Annotated in this window: 21 protein-coding genes, 2 tRNA genes and 1 pseudogene; 20 read left to right on the top strand and 4 right to left on the bottom strand. The window is 63.3% G+C overall.

Annotated features, from left to right (window positions below; all coding sequences use genetic code 11):
- The first annotated feature begins 1 nt into the window (after position 1).
- Positions 2-1,036: a Gfo/Idh/MocA family oxidoreductase gene (locus X728_RS162525; RefSeq protein ID WP_023830589.1), complete on the top strand. Its 1,035-nt coding sequence runs from the start codon at positions 2-4 to the stop codon at positions 1,034-1,036.
- Entirely contained in the window at positions 1,033-2,871 is a 1,839-nt protein-coding gene (locus X728_RS162520; protein WP_023830590.1) for a hypothetical protein, read from the top strand. The genes X728_RS162525 and X728_RS162520 overlap by 4 nt, the downstream gene beginning before the upstream one ends.
- A 1-nt stretch (position 2,872) precedes the next feature.
- Here X728_RS162520 and X728_RS162515 read toward each other — a convergent pair whose 3' ends face one another.
- A complete protein-coding gene (locus X728_RS162515) occupies positions 2,873-3,586 on the bottom strand; it encodes a transcriptional regulator NanR (protein ID WP_023672607.1) in 714 nt (237 codons plus the stop codon).
- Between the two features lie 187 nt (positions 3,587-3,773).
- Between X728_RS162515 and oiaX the strand changes: the two genes are divergently transcribed.
- The 15 genes and pseudogenes from oiaX (at position 3,774) to X728_RS162445 (ending at position 21,808) form a co-directional block, all read left to right on the top strand.
- Entirely contained in the window at positions 3,774-5,024 is a 1,251-nt protein-coding gene (gene oiaX, locus X728_RS162510; RefSeq protein ID WP_023830591.1) for a 3-oxo-isoapionate-4-phosphate decarboxylase OiaX, read from the top strand.
- 4 nt (positions 5,025-5,028) lie between these two features.
- On the top strand, positions 5,029-6,363 hold the full coding sequence (locus X728_RS162505) for a four-carbon acid sugar kinase family protein (RefSeq protein WP_023830592.1): 1,335 nt from the start codon (positions 5,029-5,031) through the stop codon (positions 6,361-6,363).
- A gap of 233 nt (positions 6,364-6,596) precedes the next feature.
- Entirely contained in the window at positions 6,597-8,120 is a 1,524-nt protein-coding gene (locus X728_RS162500; protein ID WP_023829897.1) for an FGGY-family carbohydrate kinase, read from the top strand.
- Positions 8,117-8,893 carry a DeoR/GlpR family DNA-binding transcription regulator gene (locus X728_RS162495; protein ID WP_031194761.1) on the top strand — a complete coding sequence of 259 codons (777 nt, stop codon included), beginning with the start codon at positions 8,117-8,119 and terminating at the stop codon, positions 8,891-8,893. Before X728_RS162500 ends, X728_RS162495 begins: the two co-directional genes overlap by 4 nt.
- 50 nt (positions 8,894-8,943) lie before the next feature.
- Positions 8,944-10,681, top strand: a pseudogene (locus X728_RS01000000166160) (glycerol-3-phosphate dehydrogenase/oxidase).
- Between the two features lie 324 nt (positions 10,682-11,005).
- Positions 11,006-12,019 (top strand): sugar-binding transcriptional regulator, encoded by a 1,014-nt coding sequence (locus X728_RS162490; RefSeq protein WP_023830593.1) that lies wholly within the window; start codon positions 11,006-11,008, stop codon positions 12,017-12,019.
- 120 nt (positions 12,020-12,139) lie between these two features.
- Positions 12,140-12,700, top strand: coding sequence for a DUF2291 domain-containing protein (locus tag X728_RS162485; RefSeq protein WP_245261881.1), 561 nt, complete (start codon positions 12,140-12,142; stop codon positions 12,698-12,700).
- Positions 12,697-14,235 carry a sugar ABC transporter ATP-binding protein gene (locus tag X728_RS162480; protein ID WP_023830595.1) on the top strand — a complete coding sequence of 513 codons (1,539 nt, stop codon included), beginning with the start codon at positions 12,697-12,699 and terminating at the stop codon, positions 14,233-14,235. Before X728_RS162485 ends, X728_RS162480 begins: the two co-directional genes overlap by 4 nt.
- 27 nt (positions 14,236-14,262) lie before the next feature.
- A complete protein-coding gene (locus X728_RS162475) occupies positions 14,263-15,396 on the top strand; it encodes an ABC transporter permease (protein ID WP_023688198.1) in 1,134 nt (377 codons plus the stop codon).
- A gap of 33 nt (positions 15,397-15,429) precedes the next feature.
- Positions 15,430-16,377, top strand: coding sequence for a D-ribose ABC transporter substrate-binding protein (locus X728_RS162470; protein WP_023672597.1), 948 nt, complete (start codon positions 15,430-15,432; stop codon positions 16,375-16,377).
- Positions 16,378-16,488: 111 nt separating this feature from the next.
- Positions 16,489-18,048 carry an FGGY-family carbohydrate kinase gene (locus X728_RS162465; RefSeq protein WP_023830596.1) on the top strand — a complete coding sequence of 520 codons (1,560 nt, stop codon included), beginning with the start codon at positions 16,489-16,491 and terminating at the stop codon, positions 18,046-18,048.
- Positions 18,045-19,562: a glycerol-3-phosphate dehydrogenase gene (locus X728_RS162460; protein ID WP_023830597.1), complete on the top strand. Its 1,518-nt coding sequence runs from the start codon at positions 18,045-18,047 to the stop codon at positions 19,560-19,562. Before X728_RS162465 ends, X728_RS162460 begins: the two co-directional genes overlap by 4 nt.
- Entirely contained in the window at positions 19,562-20,500 is a 939-nt protein-coding gene (locus tag X728_RS162455; RefSeq protein WP_023830598.1) for a TIM barrel protein, read from the top strand. Before X728_RS162460 ends, X728_RS162455 begins: the two co-directional genes overlap by 1 nt.
- Before the next feature lie 76 nt (positions 20,501-20,576).
- The gene (locus tag X728_RS162450; protein WP_023830599.1) at positions 20,577-21,344 is read left to right on the top strand and encodes a triose-phosphate isomerase; all 768 of its coding nucleotides are present in this window, start codon (positions 20,577-20,579) and stop codon (positions 21,342-21,344) included.
- A 26-nt stretch (positions 21,345-21,370) separates the two neighbouring features.
- Positions 21,371-21,808 carry an RpiB/LacA/LacB family sugar-phosphate isomerase gene (locus tag X728_RS162445; protein WP_023672592.1) on the top strand — a complete coding sequence of 146 codons (438 nt, stop codon included), beginning with the start codon at positions 21,371-21,373 and terminating at the stop codon, positions 21,806-21,808.
- A 15-nt stretch (positions 21,809-21,823) separates the two neighbouring features.
- Here the strand turns inward: X728_RS162445 and dhaL are convergent, their stop codons facing one another.
- From dhaL to X728_RS162430, 3 genes are all read right to left on the bottom strand, one after another.
- Positions 21,824-22,465 carry a dihydroxyacetone kinase subunit DhaL gene (gene dhaL / locus X728_RS162440; RefSeq protein ID WP_023830600.1) on the bottom strand — a complete coding sequence of 214 codons (642 nt, stop codon included), beginning with the start codon at positions 22,463-22,465 and terminating at the stop codon, positions 21,824-21,826.
- A 24-nt stretch (positions 22,466-22,489) separates the two neighbouring features.
- Positions 22,490-23,497: a dihydroxyacetone kinase subunit DhaK gene (locus X728_RS162435; protein WP_023667709.1), complete on the bottom strand. Its 1,008-nt coding sequence runs from the start codon at positions 23,495-23,497 to the stop codon at positions 22,490-22,492.
- Positions 23,498-23,704: 207 nt separating this feature from the next.
- Positions 23,705-23,779: transfer RNA gene (locus X728_RS162430), tRNA-Asn, on the bottom strand.
- 231 nt (positions 23,780-24,010) lie between these two features.
- Between X728_RS162430 and X728_RS0134045 the strand changes: the two genes are divergently transcribed.
- From X728_RS0134045 to X728_RS162420, 3 genes are all read left to right on the top strand, one after another.
- Positions 24,011-24,271: a PGPGW domain-containing protein gene (locus X728_RS0134045; RefSeq protein ID WP_027050334.1), complete on the top strand. Its 261-nt coding sequence runs from the start codon at positions 24,011-24,013 to the stop codon at positions 24,269-24,271.
- 334 nt (positions 24,272-24,605) lie between these two features.
- Positions 24,606-24,679 (top strand) — tRNA-Cys (locus tag X728_RS162425).
- A 109-nt stretch (positions 24,680-24,788) separates the two neighbouring features.
- Positions 24,789-25,463, top strand: coding sequence for a protein-L-isoaspartate O-methyltransferase (locus X728_RS162420; protein ID WP_023667707.1), 675 nt, complete (start codon positions 24,789-24,791; stop codon positions 25,461-25,463).
- Positions 25,464-25,479 lie beyond the last annotated feature (16 nt).

Raw genomic sequence — 25,479 nt, forward strand, 5'->3', positions numbered from 1 at the left:
CATGGCGGAGTTGCGGGGAGGGCTCATCGGCTGCGGCTTCTTTGCCATCAACCAGATGCATGCCTGGCGCGACATTGAAGGCGCCGCGATGGTCGCCATTTGCGACCGCGACCCGGAGCGGCTGCGCATCATCGGCGACCAGTTCGGCATTGCGAAGCGCTACACCGACGCGGCAGAGATGTTTGCAAGCGAAAGCCTCGACTTCGTCGATATCGCCACTACCGTTCCCAGCCATCGTCCGCTGGTCGAGATGGCGGCGCTGCACCGTGTGCCGGTGATTTGCCAAAAGCCGTTCGCGCCGACGCTTGCCGACGCCAAGGCGATGGTGAGGGCCTGCGTGGAAGCCGGCGTACCGCTGATGGTGCATGAGAATTTTCGCTGGCAGTCGGCGATCCAGGCGGTGCGTGCCGTGCTCGACAGCGGCGAGATCGGCACGCCGTTCTTCGGGCGCATCTCCTTCCGCTCTGCCTATGACGTGTTTTCCGGCCAGCCCTATCTCGCCAAGGGAAAGCGCTTCATCATCGAGGACCTCGGTATCCACAGTCTCGACATCGCCCGTTTTCTACTGGGCAACGTGTCGACGATCACGACGCGAACCGCGCGCATCAACCCTGGCATCGCGGGCGAAGATGTCGCGACGATGCTGATGGACCACAAGAGCGGGGCGACGTCAGTGGTCGACTGTAGCTACGCGACGAAGCTCGCCACCGAACCGTTTCCCGAAACGCTGATCGAGATCGACGGCAGCGACGGCACGATCCGCTTGGCGCAGGGATATCGGCTCACCGTCACCGGCAGGAGCGGCACGAAGATCACCGACGTTTCGCCGCCCGTACTCGCCTGGGCATCGCGCCCATGGCACAACATCCAGGAGAGCGTCGTCGCCATCCAGCAGCACTGGGTCGACTGCCTGGCAAAGGGAACCGAGCCGGCGACCTCGGGCGCCGACAATCTCAAGACATTCGCGCTGGTCGAGGCGGCCTATCTGGGCGCCGCGAGCCACGAACCTGTCCACCTGGATGGCTTGCTGACATGACAGCCGACGCCTTCCTCCTATACGGCACACGCGTGGTCGAGGTCGAGCCGGTTAGGCTGAGTGCGGGCTTGCTCAGCGCCGACTTTGTCAACGGCAGCCTGCGCACCATCCGTTACGGCGGCATCGAAGTGCTGCGCGCCATCGCCTACATCGTGCGCGACCGCGACTGGGGCACCTATGAACCGGCGCTGACGGACCTTGCCGTCGATCAGGACGCCGACAGCTTCTCCGTCAGCTACTCCGCAACTTGCTTAGCACCGGGCGGAAGCCGGCTCGACTTTCGCGCTACGATCAAGGGCTCCGCCAACGGTCACCTAGTGTTCGACGTCAGCGCGGTCCCTGAAAGCGATTTCGAGACCAATCGCTGCGGTTATTGCGTCCTGCATCCGATCGCCGGCCTCGCCGGCAGCCCGGTCACGGTCGAGCATACCGACGGCAGCGTGGTGGCGACGAAACTGCCGCTGTTGATCGATCCCTGGCAGCCTTTCAAGGATTTGCGCGCGATCACCCATGAGGTCCGGCCGGGCATCACTGCCGAATGCCGGATGGAGGGCGACACTTTCGAGATGGAGGACCAGCGTAACTGGTCGGACGCGTCCTACAAGACCTATGTGCGGCCACTGGCGCTGCCTTGGCCCTATGTGCTGCCGGCCGGCCAAACTGTAAGCCAGACGGTCAGCCTGCGCATCACCGGCGAGGGGGGAATGCCGGCCGCAGCATCTGCCGCCGAACCGGTCAGCGTCGAACTCGGCGAGACCGGGCAGAGGCTGCCGGATCTCGGCGTGATCATCTACCCGGATGAGGTCGAAGCAGCGCTCGCAAATCTTTCGACATTGACCGAGCTCGGCCCGCAGCAACTTGTCTTCCACTACGATCCGACGCGCGGCCACGGTCTCGAAGCATTGCAGTCTTATGCAAGGCTCACCGCCGCCTATCCGGTGCAGACGACGCTGGAATGCGTCGTTGCCTGCGCGGGCGACCTCGATGCCGAGCTGTCAGGCGTTGCCGACATGGTGCGTCAAGCCGGGTTGAAGCTTTCGGCCATTGCCGTCTCGCCTTCGGTTGACCGGCAGTCGACACCGCCGGGCAGTGCGTGGCCGGACTGTCCGCCGCTCGAAGACGTCTATGACGCGGCGCGGCGCGCCTTTCCCGATATCCGGCTTGGTGGCGGCATGTTCAGCTATTTCACCGAGCTCAACCGCAAGCGCGTGCCGGGGGGCCTGCTCGATTTCGTCACCCACTGCACGTGTCCGATCGTGCACGCCGCCGACGATCTCAGCGTCATGCAGTCACTGGAGGCGCTGCCCTTCATCACCGCGTCGGCGCGGGCGATCTTCGGGGCAAAGCCTTACCGCATCGGTCCGTCGACGATCGCCATGCGCCAGAACCCCTATGGCGGCGCGACCAAGGGCAATCCCGGGGGACAGCGCATCGCCATGGCCGATCGCGACCCTCGCCATGCCGGCCTCTTCGCAGCCGCATGGGCGATCGGCTATGCCGCGCGCGTGGCGCCGGCTGGGCTGGAACTGCTCACGCTGTCCGGCTTCGCCGGGCCCTTCGGCGTGCTCGCAGCATCCGGCGAACCCGTCGCGGAAGGATCGCCTCGGCCGATCTTCGGTGCCATCAAGGGGCTTTGCGAACTGGCCGGCCTTGCGCATGTGGCGGCAAGGACGAGCGATCAGACGAAGGTGCTGGCGCTGGCCGGCCGCTCCGCTTCGGGCAAGACCGTGGCGTGGCTGGCGAACCTGACGGCGAACGACGTGACGGTCGACATCTCAGCGTTTGGCCGAGGCCAACTGGTGATGACCCCTTACGCGATCACACGGATCGGCTGAATCAGTTGCCGGAGTTCATCACATAAAGCGCGCGCGAGCGCTCGAGGTGCTTGATCATCGCCTTCTCGGCGCCGTCGGCATCCTTCTTCTCAATGCGGCCGATGATCTCTTCATGCTCGGTCAGCGTGAACTGTTCCTTGCCGGTCCAGATCAGCATTTCGGTGTGATATTCCTTCAGCCAACCGAGCATCGCCTCGCTGACGGCGATATAGATCGGGTTGCCCGAGATCGCCGCGATCTGGGTGTGAAACTTCATGTCGGCGGAGATGAAGGCTTCGGAATCGCCGCGAAAGCCACGCTGTTCGGCAATTGTGGCCCGCAGCTGCTCAACGTCCTCGGCAGTGGCGTTTTCGGCGGCTTCCCTGACCATACCGCGCTCGAAGAAGATGCGCGCCGTTTTCAGGTGTTCCAACGTGTCCTTCGACGACGACAGGATGATCTTGGCTGCGCCATCGACCTGCTTGATGATCGACTTGGCGGTCAGCTGGAGCACCTTGGCGCGTTCCCCATGCGAGATCGCGACGAGGCCCATATTGCTCAGCGCCTGCATCGCCTCGCGGATCGCGGGACGGCCGACCTCGAAGCGCTCCATCAACTCGCGCTCCGACGGCATGTCGTCGCCCGGCGTCAATTCTCCGCTGGTGATCAGGCGCTTCAGCCGCAAAAACACTTCGTCGGAAAGTTTGCGCCGGACGATCGGCTCCGAACGGTTCATCGTCGCGAATCACTCCCTTGACCTGTGTCTATCTAGCACTGCCGCAGCTGTTCCCGGAATGGCTGTCGCCCCGATCGCCCATAGCCGCCAGACAGGATATTGCTTGCAAAGCTTATGTACTCATTATACCAGATTCCGACGATCAAGGAACTCTTTTCGAACCCCCTGCGGCCTCAGACAACGAACCATGATCACGCTCACCTACCGCATCGAGACATCAGGCAGCATCGAGACGCTGGCAGCCAAGATCGCCAGCGACCAGTCGACTGGAACCTTCGTCGCGCTGCCCGGCGAGACCGAGGAACTGAAAGCCCGGGTGGCCGCGCGTGTCCTGGCCATTCGGCACCTGCCGGACGCACTTCGCCCCTCCATTCCCGAGGCCGGCAACGGGCCGTTCAAGCGCGCGGATGTCGACATCGCCTTTCCATTCGATGCCATCGGCCACGACCTGTCGGCTCTGATGACCATTGGCATCGGCGGCGCCTATTCGATCAAGGGCCTAACCGGCATTCGCGTTGTCGACATGAAGCTGCCGGAGCAATTCCGCGGCGCGCATCCAGGTCCGCAATTCGGCGTCGCCGGCAGCCGCAGGCTGACAGGTGTCACGGATCGGCCGATCATCGGCACCATCGTCAAGCCGGCGCTGGGGCTGCGGCCCCCCGAAACCGCCGCGATGGTGGGCGAGCTGATCGCCGCCGGTGTCGATTTCATCAAGGACGATGAGAAGCTGATGAGCCCAGCCTATTCGCCGCTGGCGGAGCGGGTAAAGGCAATCATGCCGCTGATCCTCGACCACGAGCAGAGGACCGGCAAGAAGGTGATGTACGCCTTCGGCATCTCGCATGCCGACCCGGACGAGATGATGCGCAATCACGATCTGGTGGCCAAGGCCGGCGGAAATTGCGCGGTGGTCAACATCAACTCCGTCGGTTTCGGTGGCCTGGCCTTCTTGAGAAAACGCTCCAGCCTGGTGCTTCACGCTCATCGCAACGGCTGGGACATCCTCACCCGCCATCCCGGCCTCGGTATGAACTTCAAGGTCTGGCAACAGTTCTGGCGGCTGCTCGGCGTCGACCAGTTCCAGATCAACGGCATCCAATCGAAATACTGGGAGCCGGACGCGTCTTTCGTCGAGTCCTTCAAGGCGGTGACGACGCCGATTTTTGCCCCTGAGGATTGCGCCTTGCCTGTGGCGGGCTCCGGCCAATGGGGCGGGCAAGCGCCCGAGACCTATGAACGGACCGGCCGGACGGTCGATCTGCTCTATCTGTGCGGCGGCGGCATCGTCAGCCATCCGGATGGACCGGGCGCCGGGGTGCGTGCCGTGCAGCAAGCCTGGCAGGCGGCGGTCGACGGCATTCCGCTGGCGGATTTCGCCTTGAGCCATCCGGAGCTGGCGCGGTCGATCGAAAAATTCGGCGACGGCAAAGCGGCCTGAAGCAATGCAAGACCTGCTTCTCAGCTATTATGGCGACGACCTCACCGGCTCGACCGACGTCATGGAAGCGCTCGAACTCGGCGGCGTGCCGACCGTGCTATTTATGCGCCAGCCGGACGCGGCCATGCTTGCGCAGTTCAGCCACTGCCGCGCCATTGGATTGGCCGGCACCAGCCGCAGCGAGACGCCACAATGGATGGACACGCATCTGAGCGATGCCTTCGCTTGGCTGAAGACGCTGAATGCCGCGATCTGTCACTACAAGGTCTGCTCGACCTTCGATTCTAGTCCGACGATCGGCAGCATCGGTCGCGCCATCGAGATCGGCCGCTCGGTCTTCGCGCAGGACAGCGTGCCGCTGCTGGTCGGGGCGCCGCAACTCAAGCGTTACACTGCCTTCGGTCATCTATTCGCGGCCTATCGTGAAAAGTATTTCCGCATCGACCGCCATCCGGTGATGAGCCGCCACCCGACGACGCCGATGGATGAATCCGACCTGCTGATCCATCTGTCGCGGCAGACGGAGCTCACGTCGGGGCTGGTCGATCTCGCGACGTTGCAGTCGGCGTCGCGCTCGGAAGCCTTCGACCGCTTGCTCGCAAAGGGCACCGACATCGTACTTGTCGATGTCGACAGCCTCGAGACGCAGGCGCTTGCCGGCAAGGAGATATGGCGCGCCCGCAAGCCGGGCGGTTCGTTCGTCGTCGGCTCGTCGGGGATCGAATATGCGCTGCTGGCCGAATGGGTGTCGAACGGGACAGTCAGAGCTGAACCAGAATTTTCGCCGCCGGGTGCCGCCGACCGGATCGCGGTCGTCTCGGGCAGTTGTTCGTCGACGACCGAACGACAGATCCGTCACGCTTTGACTGACGGCTTCGACGGCATCGAGGTCGATCCCGTCGAACTGGTCTCCGAAGCTTCCGGAGATGCGATCGCACGCGCAGCAGCAGCCGGTCGCGCCAGCCTGGAAGGCGGACGCAGCGTCGTTCTCTACACGGCCCTTGGACCCGCGGCCGATAGGGGGGGCGACATCGACCGCCAGGAAGGCGCCCGCCACAAGCTCGGGCGGGGCCTCGGCGAACTGCTTCGCGCGCTGACCATCGAGCAGAAGTTGCAGCGCGTGGTCGTTGCCGGCGGCGATACGTCGAGCCACGCGCTCGGCCAGATGGGTGTCGATGCGCTGACCGTGCGGATGCCGTTGCCGGCGTCGCCGGGCTCGCCGCTTTGCGTCGCTCACTCGCGCGTCAAGGCGATCGATGGGCTGGAGGTGGCACTCAAGGGCGGGCAGGTTGGAACCGACCGCTATTTCAGCGCCATCCGTGACGGCCTTAGCAGCTGATTACGCGTCGCCTGGCAACCGCGAGATCCATCCGTGGCTCCCTGGCGCCGAAGCCTTTTTGTCGCGTATGTTGACGTTAAATTCACATAAAGATATGAGTTCTTTGTTGCGGCGAGGTGCTTTTGCCGTTTGTCCCCCTTGCTCAATCGGGGTTGTCGCCATGTGTTTCGCCCTTGCATCAGACTGCAGGATCGCCCTGTAGCAATCGCCAGTTGCTGAAAGAGGCGGTGATCATGCCCAGCCTGCTCGGAATCGATAACGGCCTCACGGTCACCAAGGCGGTCATCTTCGATGCCGACGGCACGCAATTGTCCGTGGCCCGTCGCCGGGTGCCGCAATCGATGCCCCACGCGCGCTGGGTGGAGCGCGACATGTCAGGCCTGTGGCAAGCAACAGCCGACGCCATCAAGGAGGCGATCGCGCTCTCCGGCAGGCCGGCGGAAGACATCAAGGCGGTGGCGGCGACCGCGCATGGCGATGGTCTCTATCTGCTCGATCATGATCGTCAGCCTTTGGGACCAGGCATCCTGTCGCTCGACAGCCGCGCCGGCGACATTGTCGAAAGGTGGTCCGCCGGTACCGTTTTCACCGATGCACTGGCGACGACAGGCCAGACGCCGCATGTTTCGGCGCCGTCGGCGCTGCTGGCGTGGCTTAAGCAGAACGATCCTGATCGCTATGGCCGCATCGGCCATGTGCTGGCCTGCAAGGACTGGCTGCGCTTTTGCCTGACCGGCACGATCGGGACCGACCGCACGGAGGCCAGCACTTCATTCACGGATTTTCGCACGCAAGCCTATGCGCCTGAAGCGCTGCGCATCTTCGGGTTGGAGGATCTGTTCAATGCGCTGCCGCCGGTGGCGCATTCCGCTGACATCGCCGGTCAAGTCACAGCCGATGCCGCCGAAAGGACCGGCCTTCGCAGGGGAACACCGGTCGCCTGCGGCCTGCACGACGTGGCCGCCTCGGCGCTTGGCATGGGCGGCCATGAAGACGGCGTGCTCGCCATCGTCGCCGGCACGTATTCCATCAACGAAGTCGTCTCTTCGCAACCGCGCGTCGACCGACGTTGGTTCTGCCGCAACGCCATCGATGCGGGGCGTTGGAACAACATGTCGATCTCGCCGGCCTCGACCGCGAACTACGACTGGTTTCTCGACACTTTCTGTCGCTTGGAGCAAGACAGGACAAACGCGGATGGCGGCTCGCTCCACGAATTGCTGGCGGGAGAGATCGACGCGGCGTTGAAGAAGCCTTCGACCATCCTGTTTCATCCCTATCTGTTCGGCTCTCCCTATGGCGATTTGGCCAGCGGCAGCTTTGTCGGCCTGCATGGCTGGCACAATCGCGGCGACATGCTGAAGGCGGTTCTGGAAGGCATCGCCTTCAATCACCGCACCCATGTCGAGGCTTTGCGCGACGGCTTTGCCGTCAGCGAGATCCGCCTGACCGGCGGCGGTTCGCGCAATCCTGCTTTCGTCCAGATGTTTGCCAACGTGCTGAACGCCCCGGTCACCGTCACCTCGACGGATGAGACCGCGGCCCTCGGTGCCGCGCTTTGCGCAGGTGCTGCGGTCGGCTTGTTCAAGACGCCGCAAGAGGGCGCCAGGCAGGTCGGCATGACGGAGCGGACGTACCAAACCGTGCCCGCCTCCAGTGCTGTGTTCAATGAGCGGTTTTCGCTCTACTGCCGCATAGCCGAGCAGCTGAAGTCGCATTGGCCTGATATCGAAAGGCTGGCGGGGGTAAACGCATGATCAAGGCCGACGAACGACGCGAAGAGATCGCCGATTATGTGATCAAGCTCGGCCAGGTGCGCATCGATGATCTGGTCGAGCATTTCGGCGTGTCGCGCATGACCATCCACCGGCATATCGACCGGCTGGCGCAGCAGGGCGTGCTGCGCAAGCTGCACGGTGCGGTGACGGTCCAGCCTTCCGGCCTCTACGAGAGCGCTTTCCGCTACCGGGTGACCGTCAATCGAGCCGAGAAGGATGCACTGGCGCGGGCGGCACTGGATTATATCGAGGCCGGCCAGGTGGTGATGCTGGACGATTCATCGACGGCAAACGCGGTCGCGACGCTGCTGCTCGACGTCAAGCCGCTGACCGTCATTTCCAACAGCGTCTCGACGGCGGGCCAATTGATCAATGTGGACGATATCGATTTCATCTGCCTCGGCGGCCAGTATCACGGCACCTACAATGCCTATATCGGCATCGTCTGCGAGAACGCCGTGGCGCAGTTGCGCGCCAATGTGCTGATCTGTTCGGCTTCGGCCGTCACCGGAACCACGGCTTTCATCCAGGATCCGAATGTCGTGCGGGTCAAGCAGGCGATGATGACCGCCTCCGTGAAGCGCATCCTTTTGGTCGACCACGCAAAATTCGACCGGATCGCGCTGCATGTCTTCGACGATCTGACCAGTTTCGACGCCGTGCTGGTGACCGAGGGCCTGGGCGATGCGCAGGCGCAGAGCCTCGAACGGGCGGGGGTGAAGTTGCGCATCGTCAAGACGAAGGCGCCATGAACCCAGCAGATGGAGCCGGGGCGGACAATCCCGCCGGGCGTCTCGCCGCGATGGCCGGGACCGGCGAAGTCGACGTCGTCATTCTTGGCGCCGGCATCAACGGGGCTGGGCTGTTTCGCGATCTGTGCGCGCAAGGTGTCAGCTGCCTGATCGTCGAAAAGGCGGATTTCGGCTCGGGCACCAGTGCCGCGCCGTCGAGGCTCATCCACGGCGGCTTGAAATATCTCGAGACCGGCGAGTTCGGGCTGGTGGCGCAGTCGACGCTCGAACGCAATCTGCTTCTTCAAAACGCGCCGCACTATGTCAGCCCGCTGCCGACCGTCATCCCGATCTTCTCGTGGAGCAAGGGCATGCTCGCGGCGTTGCGAACGCTGTTCGGCTCGACGAGCGCGCCGCGCAGCCGCGGCGCCATACTGATCAAGATCGGCTTGATGATCTACGATTTCTACGGTTCACGAAACCAGGTCATGCCGCGCCACCGCATGGTCGGGCGGCGGCAGGCGCTTGTTGAGATGCCGGCGCTCAATCCGGCGATCGTCGCCACCGGCACCTACTACGACGCCAAGATAAGTCACCCGGAAAGGCTGGTGCTGGAACTGATCCTCGACGGCTTGCAGGCTCACGCGGCGTCTGCCGGTGCCAACTACACGACACTGGCGGCTTCAGCCAATGGCGTGCTCACATTCCAGCCGGAAAACGGCGCGGCCTTTTCGGTGCGGCCGAAGCTGGTGGTGAACGCCGCCGGTCCGTGGATCGACGACGTCAACGCGCTGCTTGGTGCTCCATCGAAGATGATCGGCGGCACCAAGGGCTCGCATNGGTCCGTGGATCGACGACGTCAACGCGCTGCTTGGTGCTCCATCGAAGATGATCGGCGGCACCAAGGGCTCGCATATCCTGTTAAGGCATGACGAACTGGTCAAAAGCCTCGCCGGGCGCATGCTCTATTTCGAGGCCGATGACGGCCGCATCTGCCTGGTCTACGACTATCTCGGCCTGGCGCTGGTCGGCTCGACCGACATCAAGGCCGACAATCCGGACGCGGTCCGCTGCGAACCCGAAGAAGTCGACTATCTGCTCGACAGCGTGCGAACGCTGCTGCCGGGCATGGCGTTCGAGCGCGACCAGATCGTCTACGCCTATAGCGGCATCCGGCCGCTGCCGACGTCCGAGGCGTCGACACCAGGGCTGATCAGCCGCGATCATTCAGCGCCGGTCGCCGAGCCGGACGGCAACAGGCCCTTTGCAGTCATTTCGCTGGTCGGCGGCAAATGGACGACGTTCCGCGGCTTTGCCGAGGAAGTCGCTGACACGGTACTCAAGCGCCTGCAGCGCAGCCGCAAGGTGACGACGCGAGCCATGCCGATCGGCGGCGGGAGGAATTTTCCGGCCAATGCCGCCGCGCGCGCGGACTGGCTGGCTAAGGCACAGCAGGCAACAGGCGCCGGGGAAAGGCGCCTTGACCAATTGCTGTCGCGCTACGGGACCAGAGCCGTTGAGATCGCCAGGCACGGGTCGGATGATGAGGGTCGTCGTCTGCCGGACTCGGACGGCTACGGCAAGGCGGAAATCGACTACATCGTGCGCAACGAATTCGTCGAACATCTGGCCGATGTCGTTATGCGCCGCAGCACGTTGGCGATAGGCGGCTCGCTGACGAGCCGCGACCTGCAGGAGATTGCCGCGATCGCGGGGCGGGCGTTGGGGTGGAGCACCGAGCGCCTCACGCGGGAGGTCGAATCCGCTGTTGTCGAGCTCGAGGGCAGGAACCTGATGCGGCTGGACTGATCGCTTGATCGCCGACGCCTAGCTTTTCCTGAGGCAATCCGATCGATTTGCCCTTGTTGCGCCGTGTGCATCACCTTCCCATTTTGCACCCGGATTGGGATTTGCCGGCGCCTACGGGCTCATGCTGTCACTGGATACGGTAACACAAATTGACGTTAAATTAACACTACCGTATGGTCATATTATATGCTTACCTTCTAATAGGCTCGCGTTGGCTGCGGAACGTCGGCTGAGGCAACCATCTGCGGAGGGATTGACAGCGGTGCAAAGGTATGAAAATTTTTGCACACAAAGATAATATTATCACCCTGGGGAGGGGATGGCTTGAATTCCGGCGGAAGCGCAAACCGCGACCATGAATCCAGCCTCGCCACGCGCGCGGCCTGGCTGCACTATGCCGGTGGTCTGACCCAGGCCCAGGTGGCCAAGCGGCTTGGCCTGACCAGCCTCAAGGCGCATAGGCTGATCACCAAGGCCAACCAGGAAGGTCTGGTCAGGGTCTTCATCGACGGCGACGTCGCCGAATGCGTCGACCTGGAACAGCGCCTGATCGCCGCCTTTGGGCTCCACTATTGCGAGGTGGTTCCCGATCTCGATCAGGACGAACTGCCGCTGAAGGGGCTGGGCATTGCAGGCGCCCAGTTCCTGAAGCGCGAAATCGATCGCGGCGAAGACATGCTGATCGGCGTCGGCCATGGCCGCACGCTTGCCGCCAGCGTCGAATATCTGACGCGCGCAACTGCTGCTCACATCCGTTTCGTCTCGCTGCTTGGCGGCGTGACGCGCAAATTCGCCGCCAACCCGCACGACGTCATGCATCGCCTGGCAGAGCGGACCGGCGCGCAGGCTTTCGTCATGCCGGTGCCTTTTGTCGCCAATACCGCCGAGGACCGCGAAGTGCTGCTTGGCCAGCGCGGCATCAGCGATGTGTTCGCTCTCGCCAGCCGGTCCGACCTGATGTTCGTCGGAATAGGCACGGCTGAGCGGGAGGCGTCGCTGGTCGCCACCGGCATGATCGAGCCTTCCGAAATCGATGAGGTCAAGCGGGACGGCGGCGTTGGTGAATTGCTGGCGCATTTCTTCGACGACAAGGGTGGTCCGGTCGAAACGGCGCTGTCGGAAAGAATACTGGCGCTTCCGCGCGATCAGTTGAAGGGCCGCAGGATCGTTGCCGTCGCCGGCGGCAAGGTGAAGGTGCGCGCCATCAAGGCAGTACTCGAAAGCCGTTATCTCAGCGGCCTGATCACCGACGAATGCACCGCCCGCGCCCTGGTCGAGCTCGACGATGCAGCCGGGGCCGCGAAGCGCCGCGTGAACGGAGGAACTTCGAATGCGTGACAACGGACAATCCGCACCGCTGGTGGTTGCATCATGAGCGCGAAGGCCACCGCCTGGCAAGCTTCGCCCGGCCTGCGCCGGGTGCTTGCCGGCGCCGCGGCTCTGGTTCTGCTCGGCGCCATGGCGCTCGACACCAAGGTGATCAAGATCGGCTCTGCCGGCGATGTTCGCAACGCGGTGTTTTCGGCCGCCGACTACGGCAAGTCTGAATTTCCCAAGGTGCAGGCCGATGTCGAAGCGCGTGCCGCCGACGCCGCAACGGTGGCGACGGCGATCGCCAAGGACAGGGCGACGGCCGAAAAGGAATATGGCGTGCCGGCGGGAGTCGGACCGGTCATCTCGGTCAAGTTCACCGGCGTCGTCGGCGAGGGAAAATCGGGCATCTACAAGGTCGCGGTCGACGGTTTGCCGGACACGTTGACCGTCCGCGTACAGACTGGGCCGGCGATCAACGGCACCGAGCTTCGCGACGCCACCGGCAAGATCACCTTTGGTCAGTTCACCAACCAGATCGAGTATCAGGACGCCGGCTCGGCGCTGAACAACGAGATGAAGAAGGAGGTGCTGGCGAAAGTCGATACCAGTGACTTGACCGGCAAGACAATAGCGGTGGTCGGCGTCTTCAAGCTGGTCAATCCGAAGAGCTGGCTGGTCACGCCGGTGAGGCTGGACGTCAAATGACAATGGCTGCCGGCACAGAACCCGCGACTGGCGATGCCGTGCTTTCGGCGCGCAATGTCGTCATGTCGTATGGCGGCGTCCACGCGCTCAAGGGCGTCAACTTCGACATCCATCGCGGCAAGGTCACCACCCTGTTCGGAGAGAATGGCGCCGGCAAGTCGACGCTGATGAAGATCCTGTCCGGCGTGGTCACGCCGACATCCGGCGACATCGTGCTCGACGGCAATCTCGTCAGCTTTTCCTCGTCTTCGGACGCGCGCGACCGCGGCATTTCGATCATCCACCAGGAGCTCAGCCTGGCGCCGAATCTGAGCGTTCGCGACAACATCTTCATGGGCCGCGAACTGCGCACCAGAACCGGCCTCGACTTCGCCGAGGAGTCGCGCCAAGCGCGGGCGCTGATGGCCGACCTCGAAGAGGACATTGATCCGATGACCCTGGTCGAGGACCTGCGCCTGGGGCAGCAGCAGATCGTCGAGATCGCACGCGCGCTGTCAGTCGATTCCCGCATCCTGATCATGGACGAGCCGACCTCCGCGCTGAGCGCCACGGAGGTCGAAGTGCTGTTCAAGGTGATCCGCGATCTGACCAGCCGCGGCGTCTCCATCGTCTACATCTCGCATCACCTCGAAGAGGCGCTGCAGATCACCGACTACGCCGTCGTGCTGCGTGACGGGGCGATCACGGCGACGGCCGAGGCCAAGGACATCGACCTCGAATGGATCGTCCGCAACATGGTGGGCGAGAATTTCGATCTCGGCTCGCCGCCGACCGGCCACGAGTTCGGCGCGGTGGCGCTGTCGATCGAGGATGTCAGCGTCACCGACGCTTCGGGTTCAGGCTACGTCGTCGATCATCTGTCGCTGGATGTCAAAGCGGGCGAGATCGTCTGCATCTATGGGCTGATGGGCGCGGGCCGCACGGAATTGCTGGAGGCCGTCGCCGGCCGTGTGCCCATGGCGGGCGGGCGGGCGCTGCTGGAGGGTGAGGACGTTTCGGGGCTGACCATTGCCCAGCGCATCGCCCGAGGTCTGGTTCTGGTCCCCGAGGATCGCCAGCGCGATGGCCTGGTTCAGACCATGACCGTCGGCCGCAATCTGTCGCTTGCCAGTATCGAGGCATTCGCCAAGGGGCTCTTCCTCTCCCGGCCGAGGGAGCGCGCACTGATCGACAATTCGATCCGCAAGGTGACCATCAAGACCGCGGGCGGCAATGCCATGATCGGATCGCTGTCGGGCGGCAACCAGCAGAAGGTCGTCATCGGCAAGATGCTGACGACAGATCCCAAGGTCATCCTTCTCGACGAGCCGAGCCGCGGCATCGATGTAGGCGCCAAGGCCGAAGTCTTTCGCTTGCTCAGCGAGCGCGCCGCGCAAGGCCTGGCGGTCGTCTTCTCGACCTCGGAGGTCAATGAGTGCCTCAGCATCGCCCACCGCATCGTCGTCATGCGGCGCGGCAAGATTTCAGCCGAATTCGGCGCCCACGCCACCAAAGAGCAGATCATGGCCGCCTCCGGCGAAGCCGTGGTCGCCTGACCATAGAATTTTTCGGAGCCCCGACCCATGAGCGATGTCAGCCAGGCCAGCAAACAGTCCAGCCCCAATGCGGGCGGAGAGGGCTTCGACGTGGCCAAGCTGCTGCTCGAAGGCCGGGCCTTCTTTGCCCTGATCGTCATCATTGTCGTCTTCTCGATCCTGTCGCCCTACTACCTCTCGGTGGCGAATTTCCTGACCATGGCTTCGCATGTCGCCATCTTCGGGATTCTCGCCGTCGGCATGCTGCTCGTCATCCTCAATGGCGGCATCGACCTGTCGGTCGGCTCGACGCTCGGGCTTGCCGGCGTCGTCGCCGGGTTTCTGATGCAGGGCGTAACGCTGACCTGGCTGGGCGTCGTTCTCTATCCGCCGGTCTGGGTGGTCGCGGTGCTGGCCTGCATGCTGGGCGCCGCTGTCGGGCTGATCAACGGCGTGCTGATCGCGCGGTTCAAGGTTCCGGCCTTTGTCGCCACGCTCGGCGTCATGTACATGGCGCGCGGCCTGGCACTGCTGATGACCAGCGGCCTGACCTACAACAATCTCGGCGGCAAGCCGGAGTTGGGCAACACCGGTTTCGACGCGCTTGGCTTCAACCGTCTGTTCGGCGTGCCGACCGGCGTGGTGGTGCTGGCGGTCATCGCGCTGATCGGCAGCATCGTGTTGAACCGCACCGCGTTCGGGCGCTGGCTCTACGCCTCGGGCGGCAATGAGCGCGCCGCCGAACTGTCCGGCGTTCCGGTCAAGACTGTGCAGATTTCGGTCTATGTGCTTTCAGGCATCTGTGCCGCCATTGCCGGCCTGATCCTGTCCTCGCAGTTGACCTCGGCCGGACCGACCGCTGGCACCACTTACGAACTGACGGCCATCGCCGCCGTCGTCATCGGCGGCGCCGCACTCACCGGCGGGCGCGGCAACATTCGCGGCACCCTGCTCGGAGCCTTCGTCATCGGTTTCCTGTCCGACGGTCTGGTGATCATCGGCATCTCATCCTACTGGCAGACAGTGTTCACCGGCGCCGTCATCGTGCTCGCCGTGCTCCTCAATGCCGTTCAGTATCGCCGCCGTAGCAAGCTTCCAGCTTCGACGGGCGGCCAACCGACTTCTCAGAAACGGGGGAAGGCCGAACCGGCCAATCCTGCCCAAGGGAAGACTGCCAGCTGACTGGCAGCAAGACCGCGTAAAATCATTGGAGGAATGTACATGAAAATCGTGCTTAGAAGTTTGCTTGCCGCCGCGATGGTGGTCGGGTTTAGCGCAGCCGCATCGGCCGCAGGCCTGATCTCGATCATCGTCAACGATCCGGCCAACCCCTACTGGCTGACCGAAGGCAACGTTGCCAAGGCCGAAGCCGAAAAGCTTGGCTATACAGCCAACGTCGCCGCCCACAAGGGCGACACCAATACCGAAAGCAATCTGATCGACACCGCCATCACCAACAAGTCGGTGGCGATCATCCTCGACCCGGCCAATGCCGATGGTTCGGTCGGCGCGGTGAAGAAGGCGATTGCCGCCAACATCCCGGTTTTCCTCGTCAATGCCGAGATCAACCAGGAAGGTCTTGCCAAGGGACAGCTCGTCTCCAACAACGCCCAGGGTGCGGCTCTCGGTGCCCAGCAGTGGGTGCAGGCGGTCGGTGAAAAGGGCAAGTATGTCGAACTGCTCGGCGCCCCGTCGGACAACAACGCCGCCACGCGCTCGAACGGCTACGCGACTGTGCTCAGCCAGTATCCGGATCTCGAAAAGGCCGCTTCGCAGGTCGCCAACTGGGATCGTACCCAGGGTCATGACAAGATGCAGAGCATGCTGCAGGCCAATCCCGACATCATCGCCGTGATCAGCGGCAACGATGAAATGGCGCTTGGCGCGGTTGCGGCGCTGAAGGAAGCTGGCAAGCTCGCCGGCATCAAGGTCGGCGGCTTCGACGGTTCCCCGGATGCGGTTGCGGCCATCAAGTCCGGCGAACTGCAGTACACCGTGCTTCAGCCGGTGGCCATCTTCTCGGCCAAGGCCGTGCAGCAGGCCGACTCGTTCATCAAGACGGGCGCTACCGGCGCCACCAGCGAGAAGCAGCTGTTCGATTGCCTGCTCATCACCAAGGACAATGTGGACAAGTACACCGCACCCTTCGTGCTGTCGGAATAAAAACCTGCTCAGGGGGTGTCCTTCGCGGACACTCCCTGGCTCTTCCATGGCTTCGAGATAACAAAGACTGCTCCTTGTGACTTGCCTTCATAACCATCCGGAACTTGCGGCATGAAAGACCTGCTGATCGGCATCGACGCGGGAACGTCCGTGATCAAATCGGTCGCTTTCGATCTGTCGGGGCGGCAGCTTGCCATGGCGTCGGTGACCAACAGCTTCGTCACGCTGGAAGGCGGCGGCGCCGAGCAGGACCTTAATCAGACCTGGCGCGACATGGTGCTGACCGTCCTCGATCTGGCGACGAAAATTCCAGACCTCGCGCGGCGAACCGCGGCCGTCGCGGTCACCGGGCAGGGCGACGGCACCTGGCTGATCGATGGCGACGGCATGCCGGTCGGGCGCGCCTGGCTCTGGCTCGATGCGCGCGCCGGACATCTGGTGGACGAGATGCGCGGCGATCCCCGGGATCGCACGCGGTTCGCGATCACCGGCACCGGGCTCAACGCCTGCCAGCAGGGCGCTCAGCTCAGCTGGCTGAAGAAAAACAGCCCGGAAATCCTGGAGCGCGCCGCCAATGCCTTTCACTGCAAGGATTGGCTCTATTTCAAGATGACCGGCAAGCGCGCCACCGATCCTTCGGAGGGAACATTCACCTTCGGCGATTTCCGCTCGCGCAGCTATTCCGACGAGGTGCTCGACATTCTCGATCTGACGTCGCACCGCCGCCTGCTGCCCCCCATGCTCGAAGGCACGACCGACCATCATCCGCTTTCTGCGTCGGCAGCAGGCGAGACCGGCCTGCTTGCGGGCACGCCGGTGGTGCTGGGCTACGTCGACATGGTCAGCACCGCGCTCGGCGCCGGCCTCTATGATCCAAGCGGCAATGTCGGCTGCACGGTCATCGGCTCGACCGGCATCCACACGCGCCTGGCGCGCACAGCCGACGATGTCATCCTCAACGACAACGCGTCCGGCTACACGATCGCCATGCCGGTTCCCGGCGCCTATGCGCAACTGCAATCCAATATGGCGGCGACGCTCAACATCGACTGGCTGCTCGGCCTGGCGCGCGACGTGCTGACCGCCAGCGGCGCAAAACCTTCGGGCGACGAATTGCTGAAAGCGCTCGATGTCTGGGTCGAAGGATCGGAGCCGGGATCGCTGATCTATCAGCCCTACATCTCGCTTGCCGGCGAACGCGGACCGTTCGTCGACCCCGACGCACGAGCGGGCTTCATCGGCCTCTCGGTCAAGCACGGCTTTGGCGATCTGGCACGCGCGGTTCTTGAAGGATTGGCCTTCGCGGCCCGCGATTGCTACCAGGCAATGGGCAGCGTGCCCGGCGAAATCCGTCTGTCTGGCGGCGCCGCGCGCAGCCCGTCGCTGCGCCGCATCATCGCCGCGGCGACCCGCGCGCAGGTCAGGACCAGCAGCCGCCAGGAAGCCGGCGCCGCGGGTGCGGCGATGATGGCCGCAGTCGGGCTTGGCGTCTATCGCTCGATGGATGATTGCTGCGCCGAGTGGGTGACGCCGCTGCTGGGCGAATGCGACGCCTATGACGAGGCGCTTTCGCAAACCTACGATGCGCTGTTTCCATCCTTCGTCGCGGCGCGCCAGGCGCTGCATCCGATGTGGAAATCGATGGCGCACCGCACAGGAGCTAAGTCTTGAGCGATACAACGGATATTGTCGATCTCTTCGTGATCGGCGGCGGCGTGAATGGAGCGGGCATAGCGCGCGATGCCGCCGGCCGTGGGCTGTCGGTCATCCTGTGCGAGAAGGACGATCTGGCGCAAGGCACCAGCTCGCGTTCCGGCAAGCTGGTGCATGGCGGTCTGCGCTACCTCGAATATTACGAGTTCCGGCTGGTGCGCGAAGCGCTGATCGAACGCGAGGTGCTGCTTGAGGCGGCGCCGCACATCATCTGGCCGATGCGCTTCGTGCTGCCGCACAGCCCCGAGGACAGGCCGGCATGGCTGGTCCGGCTCGGGCTGTTTCTCTACGACCATCTTGGCGGCCGCAAGCGGCTGCAGGGAACGAGGACGCTGAACTTGAGAACAGCGCCGGAAGGGGCGCCGATCAAGGACGAATTCAAGCGCGGCTTCGAATATTCCGACTGCTGGGTCGACGACGCCAGGCTGGTGCTGCTCAATGCGCTCGATGCCAGTCAGCGCGGCGCAAAAGTCTTCACTCGCACTGCCTGTATTGCTGCCTGGCGCGAAGACGGCCTGTGGTCGATCGACATGCAGGACGGCCGCACGGGCGCTGTGACGAGGGTCCGCGCACGCGGGTTGGTCAACGCGGCCGGGCCATGGGTGAATGACATCGTCAGCCGCGTCGCCGGACAGAATTCCACCCGCAACGTTCGCCTGGTGAAAGGAAGCCATATCGTCGTGCCAAAATTCTGGGAGGGACGGCAGGCCTATCTGATCCAGAACAACGACAAGCGGGTGATTTTCGTCAACCCGTATGAGAACGATCTGGCGCTGATCGGCACCACCGACATACCCTATGAAGGCAGGCCTGAGCTAGTGGCGGCCGAAGCCAGCGAAATCGATTATCTGATCAAGGTGGTCAACCGCTACTTCAAGCGCCAACTCACCGCGCAGGACGTGGTCTACAGTTTCTCGGGCGTGCGGCCGCTCTATGACGACAATGCCGACAACCCGAGCGCGGTGACGCGCGACTACATCTTCGAACTCGACGCCCCGAATGGTGGCGCGCCGCTGCTTTCTGTGTTCGGCGGCAAGATCACCACCTTCCGCAAACTGTCCGAACATGCGCTGGAAAAGATCCAGCCCTTCTTTCCGACCATGAAGAAGGCCTGGACAGCCAAAATTCCCCTGCCGGGAGGCGACCTGCCCAACGCGGATTTCGAGCAGTTCCTGGGCGATCTGCACGCCGAGTTTTCGTGGCTTAGCCCGTCGCTGGTGAAGCACTATGCCCGCAGCTACGGCACGCGCACGCGCGCCTTGCTGAAAGGCGTAAAAGGCGAAGCCGATCTCGGCCGTCGTTTCGGCCCGGATTTCTATGAGCTCGAAGCTGTCTTCCTGTTCGAGACCGAATGGGCGATGACCGCCGCCGACGTTCTCGAACGCCGGACCAAACACGGGCTGCATATCAATGCGGCCGAGCGGAAAACATTCGAAGACTGGTGCACAAAGACAATGGCGGCGGTGAACTGATGGCCTTCACGCTTTCGCTGAACACCAACCCGCTGGTCAATCGCTTCGCCGATCCCGACGATCTGATCGACGCCATTGCCTATGGCATCGGCATCCGCGACGTGCAACTGACGCATGAATTCGTCAATCCGGGCTGGCCGGCGGCAACGATCGCCAAGTTCGTTCGCCTGTTCAACAGCGCCCTGGCGCGGACCGGCGTGCGGATCACTTCGGGTATGACCGGTCCCTATGGCCGGCTCAATCATTTCGGCCATCCGGACGCGGATGTGCGCCGCTATTATGTCGATTGGTTCAAGACCTTCGCCGGCATCTCCGCCGAACTCGGCGCGTCGGGCATGGGCACGCAGTTCGCCATATTCACCTACAAGGATTTTGACGATCCGCAGCGGCGCGCGGCGCTTCTCGGCATCGCGCTCGAATGCTGGCGCGAAGTGGCCGAGCACGCCAAAGCGGCGGGCCTGACCTACCTTTTCTGGGAACCGATGTCGGTCGGCCGCGAGTTTGGCCACACGATCGAAAGCTGCGTCGAATTGCAGGGCGCCATCGATGCGGCCAAGCTGCCGATCCCGATGCAGATGATGGTCGACATCGACCATGGCGACGTGACCTCGCCCAATCCTGACGACACTGATCCCTATGCCTGGGCGAAAGCGTTCCCGTTGCAATCGCCGATCATCCACATCAAGCAATCGTCGATGAACAAGGGCGGGCACTGGCCGTTCACCGCCGCCTACAACAAGGATGGCCGCATCATCCCGCAGAAGCTGCTCGACGCCGTGCGGGCGGGTGGCGGAACCGACAATGAAATCTGCCTTGAACTTTCCTTCCGGGAGAGGGAACCGGTCGATCATCAGGTTATTGCAATGATCCGTGAGTCGGTGGATTTCTGGGCGCCTTACATCGACAGCGGCCGCGAAAGTCTCAAGCCTCGCGCTTGAGGCAAACCGCCGGCCCGAAGGCCGGCGCAGACCCGGAAACACGCATCATTCGAATTTCGGATCGAAGGAGAGAAGAATGGCCCCATATTGGGTCGGCACGAGCTGGAAGATGAACAAGACGCTGGCGGAGGCGCTGCAGTTCGCCGAGGCATTGGCGGCGTTCGTGCCGGGCTTCGATCCGGCGATACAGCCTTTCGTCATTCCCCCCTTCACCGCGGTGCGGCAGGTCAAGGCGGCGCTCGCCAACACCCGCGTCAAGGTCGGCGCCCAGAACATGCATTGGGCCGATGCCGGCGCCTGGACGGGCGAGATTTCGCCGGTGATGCTGAGGGATTGTGGGCTCGACCTGATCGAACTCGGCCATAGCGAGCGCCGTGAGCATTTTGGCGAGACGGACAAGACTGTGGGGCTGAAAACGGCGGCGGCAGTCAGGCACGGCTTCGTACCCTTGATTTGTGTCGGCGAGACGCTGGCCGAGCGCGAGGGCGGCCGCGCCGACGAAATTCTGACCGCGCAGGTTTTGGGCGCGCTGCAGGGTCTCGCAAACAATGAGTTGTCGGCAGAGATACTCTTTGCCTATGAACCGGTGTGGGCGATCGGCGAGAAAGGCATTCCGGCCAGCGCCGACTATGCCGACAAGCAGCAGGCGCTGATCAAGCAGATCGCAGCAACCCGGTTGCCGACCGCCCCGCTTGTGCTCTACGGCGGCAGCGTCAATCCCGGCAACGCGGCCGAACTGATCGGTCAGCCGCATATCGATGGGCTGTTCATCGGCCGCTCGGCATGGCAAGCGGAAGGCTATATCGACATTCTCAAAAAGGCGTCGGCCGCCATCGCGCGCTGACCACGAAAACGAAGGAGTTAATTGCCATGAAGATCGCACTCGGAGCCGACAGCGCCGGCAAGCCGCTGCTCGATGTCATCGCCAAGCATCTCGCCACCAAGCCAGAACTGCAGGTCGTCGATCTCAGCCAGGCCGGATTCTACGCCGATATTGCCGCTGCGGTCGGCCACGAAATTGTCGACGGCAATTACGACCGCGCCATCCTGTTTTGCGGCACCGGCATCGGCGTCAGCATCTCGGCCAACAAGGTGCCCGGAATCCGTGCCGCGCTAACCCACGACACCTATTCGGCGGAACGCGCTGCGAAATCCAACAATGCCCAGATCATCACCATGGGTGCGCGCGTCATCGGCCCCGAACTGGCCAAATCGATCGCCGACGCCTGGCTGGCCTCGGAGTTCGATCCGAACGGTCCCTCTGCCGCCAATGTGCAGGCTGTCGACAAGCTCGACGCGAAGCGCTGAGGATTCGCTCCCGACCTAGCCGGTCAAGGCGATCCGCATCGCCTCGATGACGGTTACGGCGGACGCCGCGCCTGGATCCATATGGCCAAGCGAGCGTTCGCCGAGGCGGGAGGCCCGGCCCTTGGTGGCGATCATCGCCTTGGTCGCCTCCGCGCCGGCCTTTGCCGCCTCGGCTGCAGCCGCGAGGCTGCCGGCCAGCCCCTTGCCGGCGGCCAGTGCCTCGCCCGCAGCCGTCGCGGCCGGCGCCCACGCATCGATCATCGTCTTTTCGCCAGGCTCGGCCTTGCCGCGATCCTGAATGCCTCTGGCCATCGCTTGGAACATAGCGACCGCGTCGGCGTCGTCGAGCGTCGCCTTGCCCTTGACGGCGGCCGCGCCGCGCATGAATGCCGTGGCATAGAGCGGGCCCGAGGAGGCGCCGACGGCGTTGAGGAACGACTTCGCCGCCGTGTTCAGCAAGATGGTCGGATCGGTGGTGCCGGTATCCAATGCGGCCACCGCATCGCGTGCCGCGGCAAATCCAAGCTCCATCGCAATGCCGTGGTCGGCATCGCCGATCACCCCGTCAAGCGCGCACAACCGGTCCCGGTCGGCTGACATGGCGTCGGCGATGGCAACGAACATCGCGGCAAGGCGGGTGGTGTCGATTGTTGTCATCTGTTGTTCCTTGCCGCCCCCAGTTTACCCGGCGCGAAACATGGCGCAGTCGCAAGGGTGGTCGAGCATCGTTTGCAACTCGTCGTCGAGGTGGTGCAGCGTGATCGAAGCGCCGGCCATTTCGAGCGAGGTGCAGTAATTGCCGACCCAGCTTGCGTGAATGGATACACCGATATCGTCAAGCCGCTGCTTCACGCGCCGGTTCATGATGTAGAGTTCCATCAGCGGTGTCGAACCCAGCGAATTGACCAGCACGGCGACCTTCTCGCCGCGTGCCGGCGCCATCTCGGCGAGAATCCTGTCCAGCATTTCGTCGGTGATCTCGTCGGCCGTTTTGAGTTTTCCGCGTGCGATGCCGGGTTCGCCATGGATGCCCATGCCGATCTCCATCTCGTCGGGTCCGATCTCGAAATTCGGCCGGCGGGTTTGCGGCAACGAACAGGGCGCCAATGCCACGCCCATGGTGAATGTGTGGTCGTTGGCCTTCCCGGCAATGCGTTCGCATTCGTCGAAGGACAGCATCCGGTCGCAGGCAGCGCCTGCCGCCTTGAAGATGAAGAAGTTGCCGGCGACACCGCGCCTCTTGTGCCTGTCGCCAACGGGCGCGGAAGCGACGTCGTCGGTGCTCAGAACCGTGCGCACCTCGATGTCGTCCATCGCGGCCATCTCGGCCGCCATGTCGAAATTCATGACGTCGCCGGCATAGTTGCCGTACATGAACAGCACACCGGCGCCGCCGCTCGCCGCCTTGGCGCATTCGAGGATCGGGTCGGGCGGCGGAGAGGCGAAGACATTGCCGATCGCCGCCGCGTCGGCCAGCCCCTTGCCGACGAAGCCGAGAAAACTCGGCTCGTGGCCCGAGCCGCCACCAATGACGAGGCCTACCTTGCCTTGGCGCGGTCCATCGCGGGCGATGATCGAGCGCGGGCTTCCGTCAACGGCTTTGAGATGGCGGGGATGCGCAGCCAGGATGCCTTCCAGCATCTCGTCGACGGCGCGATTGCCGTCATTGATGATCTTCTTGGTTTGCACCAACGTCCTCCCGATTTGGTATTTTCATAGATGATACCGGGCGTTATCAGGCTGCCTTCGGGCGAGGGCAGGGGCGCGATGCCCACCAAACTGCCTCGATCGGCTTCGTAGCTGTTACCAGCCGTTCTGGCAGAAGCTAAGCGGACCGAAGTGCGCGGACAATGGCGCTGTAGTGTACAAGATCGCACCACGGCTTAGAAAAGGCGGTGGCTCCCCGGGCCGGATTCGAACCAGCGACCAACCGGTTAACAGCCGGTTGCTCTACCACTGAGCTACCGGGGAATAGAGGCTCTCATGTGAGTGGCGCAGCCTATAGCAAACCCTTTTCGGCTTTGCAAAGAAGCATTTCGCATTTTTTAGCGCATTTTCACCCAATGGTTTCTGGCAATCGCCGGATGACACCACATATGAGCCGTCTTGGGCGCCGTCGGACCTTGGTCGGCGGAACCTGAAAGGCGATTGCAGCCTTTAGCGCATATGGCTTTATCGAAGGCAACCGGATCGACTTTCGACATGACTGCAGCAGACGAAAACCAGGCACCGGCGCGGAAAATCTCGGTGTTCGGGCGCGAGTTCACCATGCCGCGCTCGCGCGGGCTGAGGATCGCCATCGGTATCGTGCTGGTGTTTTTCGGCCTTCTCGGTTTCCTGCCGATTCTCGGCTTCTGGATGATTCCGCTCGGCCTTTTGGTGCTTTCCTACGAATTTGCCGCGGTGCGCCGCCTGCGGCGCCGGTTCGTCGTCTGGTGGGAACGGCGTCGCCGGCCAAATTGAAAGCGATGGCGCGCGGTCCCGGTTCAGTGGACGCTTCGCTTCCAGCCCCTCGCAGACCTTCCCCTCGAATATCTCCTTGAGAACGGCAGCCCTGGTGTCAGCCGCGCGTTTACGGTGGAAGCCAGTTTGCACCCGCTGCGTAAAGCCGCGGGTTCGAGTTTCGCCGGTCGCGCAGCCATGGTTGAGGAGCGGCCAATATGCCGGTGCGCCAAGCGCTGAAATCGCTAGGGAACCACGTTGCGGCGGCTGATGAGGAAAGCGCGCCGGAATGCCGCGCGGACGCTTGACGACCTTTCGCTGCCACCATATTGAGTTCGCTCGCCGGGAGCGATGAGGCCTCGTGGCGGAGTGGTTACGCAGAGGACTGCAAATCCTTGCACCCCGGTTCGATTCCGGGCGAGGCCTCCAATCGCTTCAACTCCCGCATGCCGGGGGCTTGAGTTCCGGTCGAATGCGCCGCAGTGTCGGCGCGACAAGCGCATTTCAGCGCATTGGCTTTTGACGGATTGGTTGGGACATGAGCGCTGATTTTTCCGAACTTCGCGTCAAGATGGTCGACGGCCAGGTCCGCACCACCGATGTGACCGACGCAGCATTGCTCGACGCCATGCTTGCCGTGCCGCGCGAGGCCTTTGTCGGGGCCGGCCAACAGGCTCTCGCCTATATTGACGAGGATATCCGCATCTCCGACGGCGCCGATGGCAGCGGTGCGCGCTACCTCATGGAGCCGTCGCCGCTCGCCAAGCTTTTGCAGTTGGCCGAGATCGACGCCGGCGATTCGGTGCTCGATGTCGGCTGCGGCACCGGTTATTCCGCGGCGCTGCTGTCCAGGCTGGCCAAATCCGTAGTGGCGCTGGAAAGCGATACCACACTGGCGGAAGCAGCCAAAGCGGCGCTTTCGGCGCAGGGCTGCGATAACGTCACCGTGGTCACCGGCCCACTGCCGCAAGGTCATGCCGCCAAGGCGCCCTACAATGTGATTCTCATTGGCGGCAGCGTCGAGAAAGTGCCTGCGGCGCTGCTTGACCAGCTTGCCGAAGGCGGCCGGCTGGTGGCTGTGGAAGGGCAGGGCAATGCGGGCGTAGCCCGGCTCTTTTTCAATGCAGGGGGGGTTGTAACCGGAAGACGGGCATTTAATGCGGCAATTAAGCCACTACCCGGATTTGAACGCATTCATGCCTTCGAGTTCTAAGTGATTTTGCCTTGCA

Origin of the sequence: Mesorhizobium sp. L103C119B0, from assembly GCF_000502235.1 — a bacterium.
Lineage (GTDB): Bacteria > Pseudomonadota > Alphaproteobacteria > Rhizobiales > Rhizobiaceae > Mesorhizobium.

Excerpts from the sequence above, each read along its gene's own strand:
- X728_RS162525 (WP_023830589.1), top strand. The coding sequence starts at position 2 with ATGGCGGAGTTGCGGGGAGGGCTCATCGGCTGCGGCTTCTTTGCCATC.
- X728_RS162520 (WP_023830590.1), top strand. The coding sequence starts at position 1,033 with ATGACAGCCGACGCCTTCCTCCTATACGGCACACGCGTGGTCGAGGTC.
- X728_RS162515 (WP_023672607.1), bottom strand. The coding sequence starts at position 3,586 with ATGAACCGTTCGGAGCCGATCGTCCGGCGCAAACTTTCCGACGAAGTG.
- oiaX (WP_023830591.1), top strand. The coding sequence starts at position 3,774 with ATGATCACGCTCACCTACCGCATCGAGACATCAGGCAGCATCGAGACG.
- X728_RS162505 (WP_023830592.1), top strand. The coding sequence starts at position 5,029 with ATGCAAGACCTGCTTCTCAGCTATTATGGCGACGACCTCACCGGCTCG.
- X728_RS162500 (WP_023829897.1), top strand. The coding sequence starts at position 6,597 with ATGCCCAGCCTGCTCGGAATCGATAACGGCCTCACGGTCACCAAGGCG.
- X728_RS162495 (WP_031194761.1), top strand. The coding sequence starts at position 8,117 with ATGATCAAGGCCGACGAACGACGCGAAGAGATCGCCGATTATGTGATC.
- X728_RS162485 (WP_245261881.1), top strand. The coding sequence starts at position 12,140 with ATGGCGCTCGACACCAAGGTGATCAAGATCGGCTCTGCCGGCGATGTT.
- X728_RS162480 (WP_023830595.1), top strand. The coding sequence starts at position 12,697 with ATGACAATGGCTGCCGGCACAGAACCCGCGACTGGCGATGCCGTGCTT.
- X728_RS162475 (WP_023688198.1), top strand. The coding sequence starts at position 14,263 with ATGAGCGATGTCAGCCAGGCCAGCAAACAGTCCAGCCCCAATGCGGGC.
- X728_RS162470 (WP_023672597.1), top strand. The coding sequence starts at position 15,430 with ATGTACATGAAAATCGTGCTTAGAAGTTTGCTTGCCGCCGCGATGGTG.
- X728_RS162465 (WP_023830596.1), top strand. The coding sequence starts at position 16,489 with ATGAAAGACCTGCTGATCGGCATCGACGCGGGAACGTCCGTGATCAAA.
- X728_RS162455 (WP_023830598.1), top strand. The coding sequence starts at position 19,562 with ATGGCCTTCACGCTTTCGCTGAACACCAACCCGCTGGTCAATCGCTTC.
- X728_RS162450 (WP_023830599.1), top strand. The coding sequence starts at position 20,577 with ATGGCCCCATATTGGGTCGGCACGAGCTGGAAGATGAACAAGACGCTG.
- X728_RS162445 (WP_023672592.1), top strand. The coding sequence starts at position 21,371 with ATGAAGATCGCACTCGGAGCCGACAGCGCCGGCAAGCCGCTGCTCGAT.
- dhaL (WP_023830600.1), bottom strand. The coding sequence starts at position 22,465 with ATGACAACAATCGACACCACCCGCCTTGCCGCGATGTTCGTTGCCATC.
- X728_RS0134045 (WP_027050334.1), top strand. The coding sequence starts at position 24,011 with ATGACTGCAGCAGACGAAAACCAGGCACCGGCGCGGAAAATCTCGGTG.
- X728_RS162420 (WP_023667707.1), top strand. The coding sequence starts at position 24,789 with ATGAGCGCTGATTTTTCCGAACTTCGCGTCAAGATGGTCGACGGCCAG.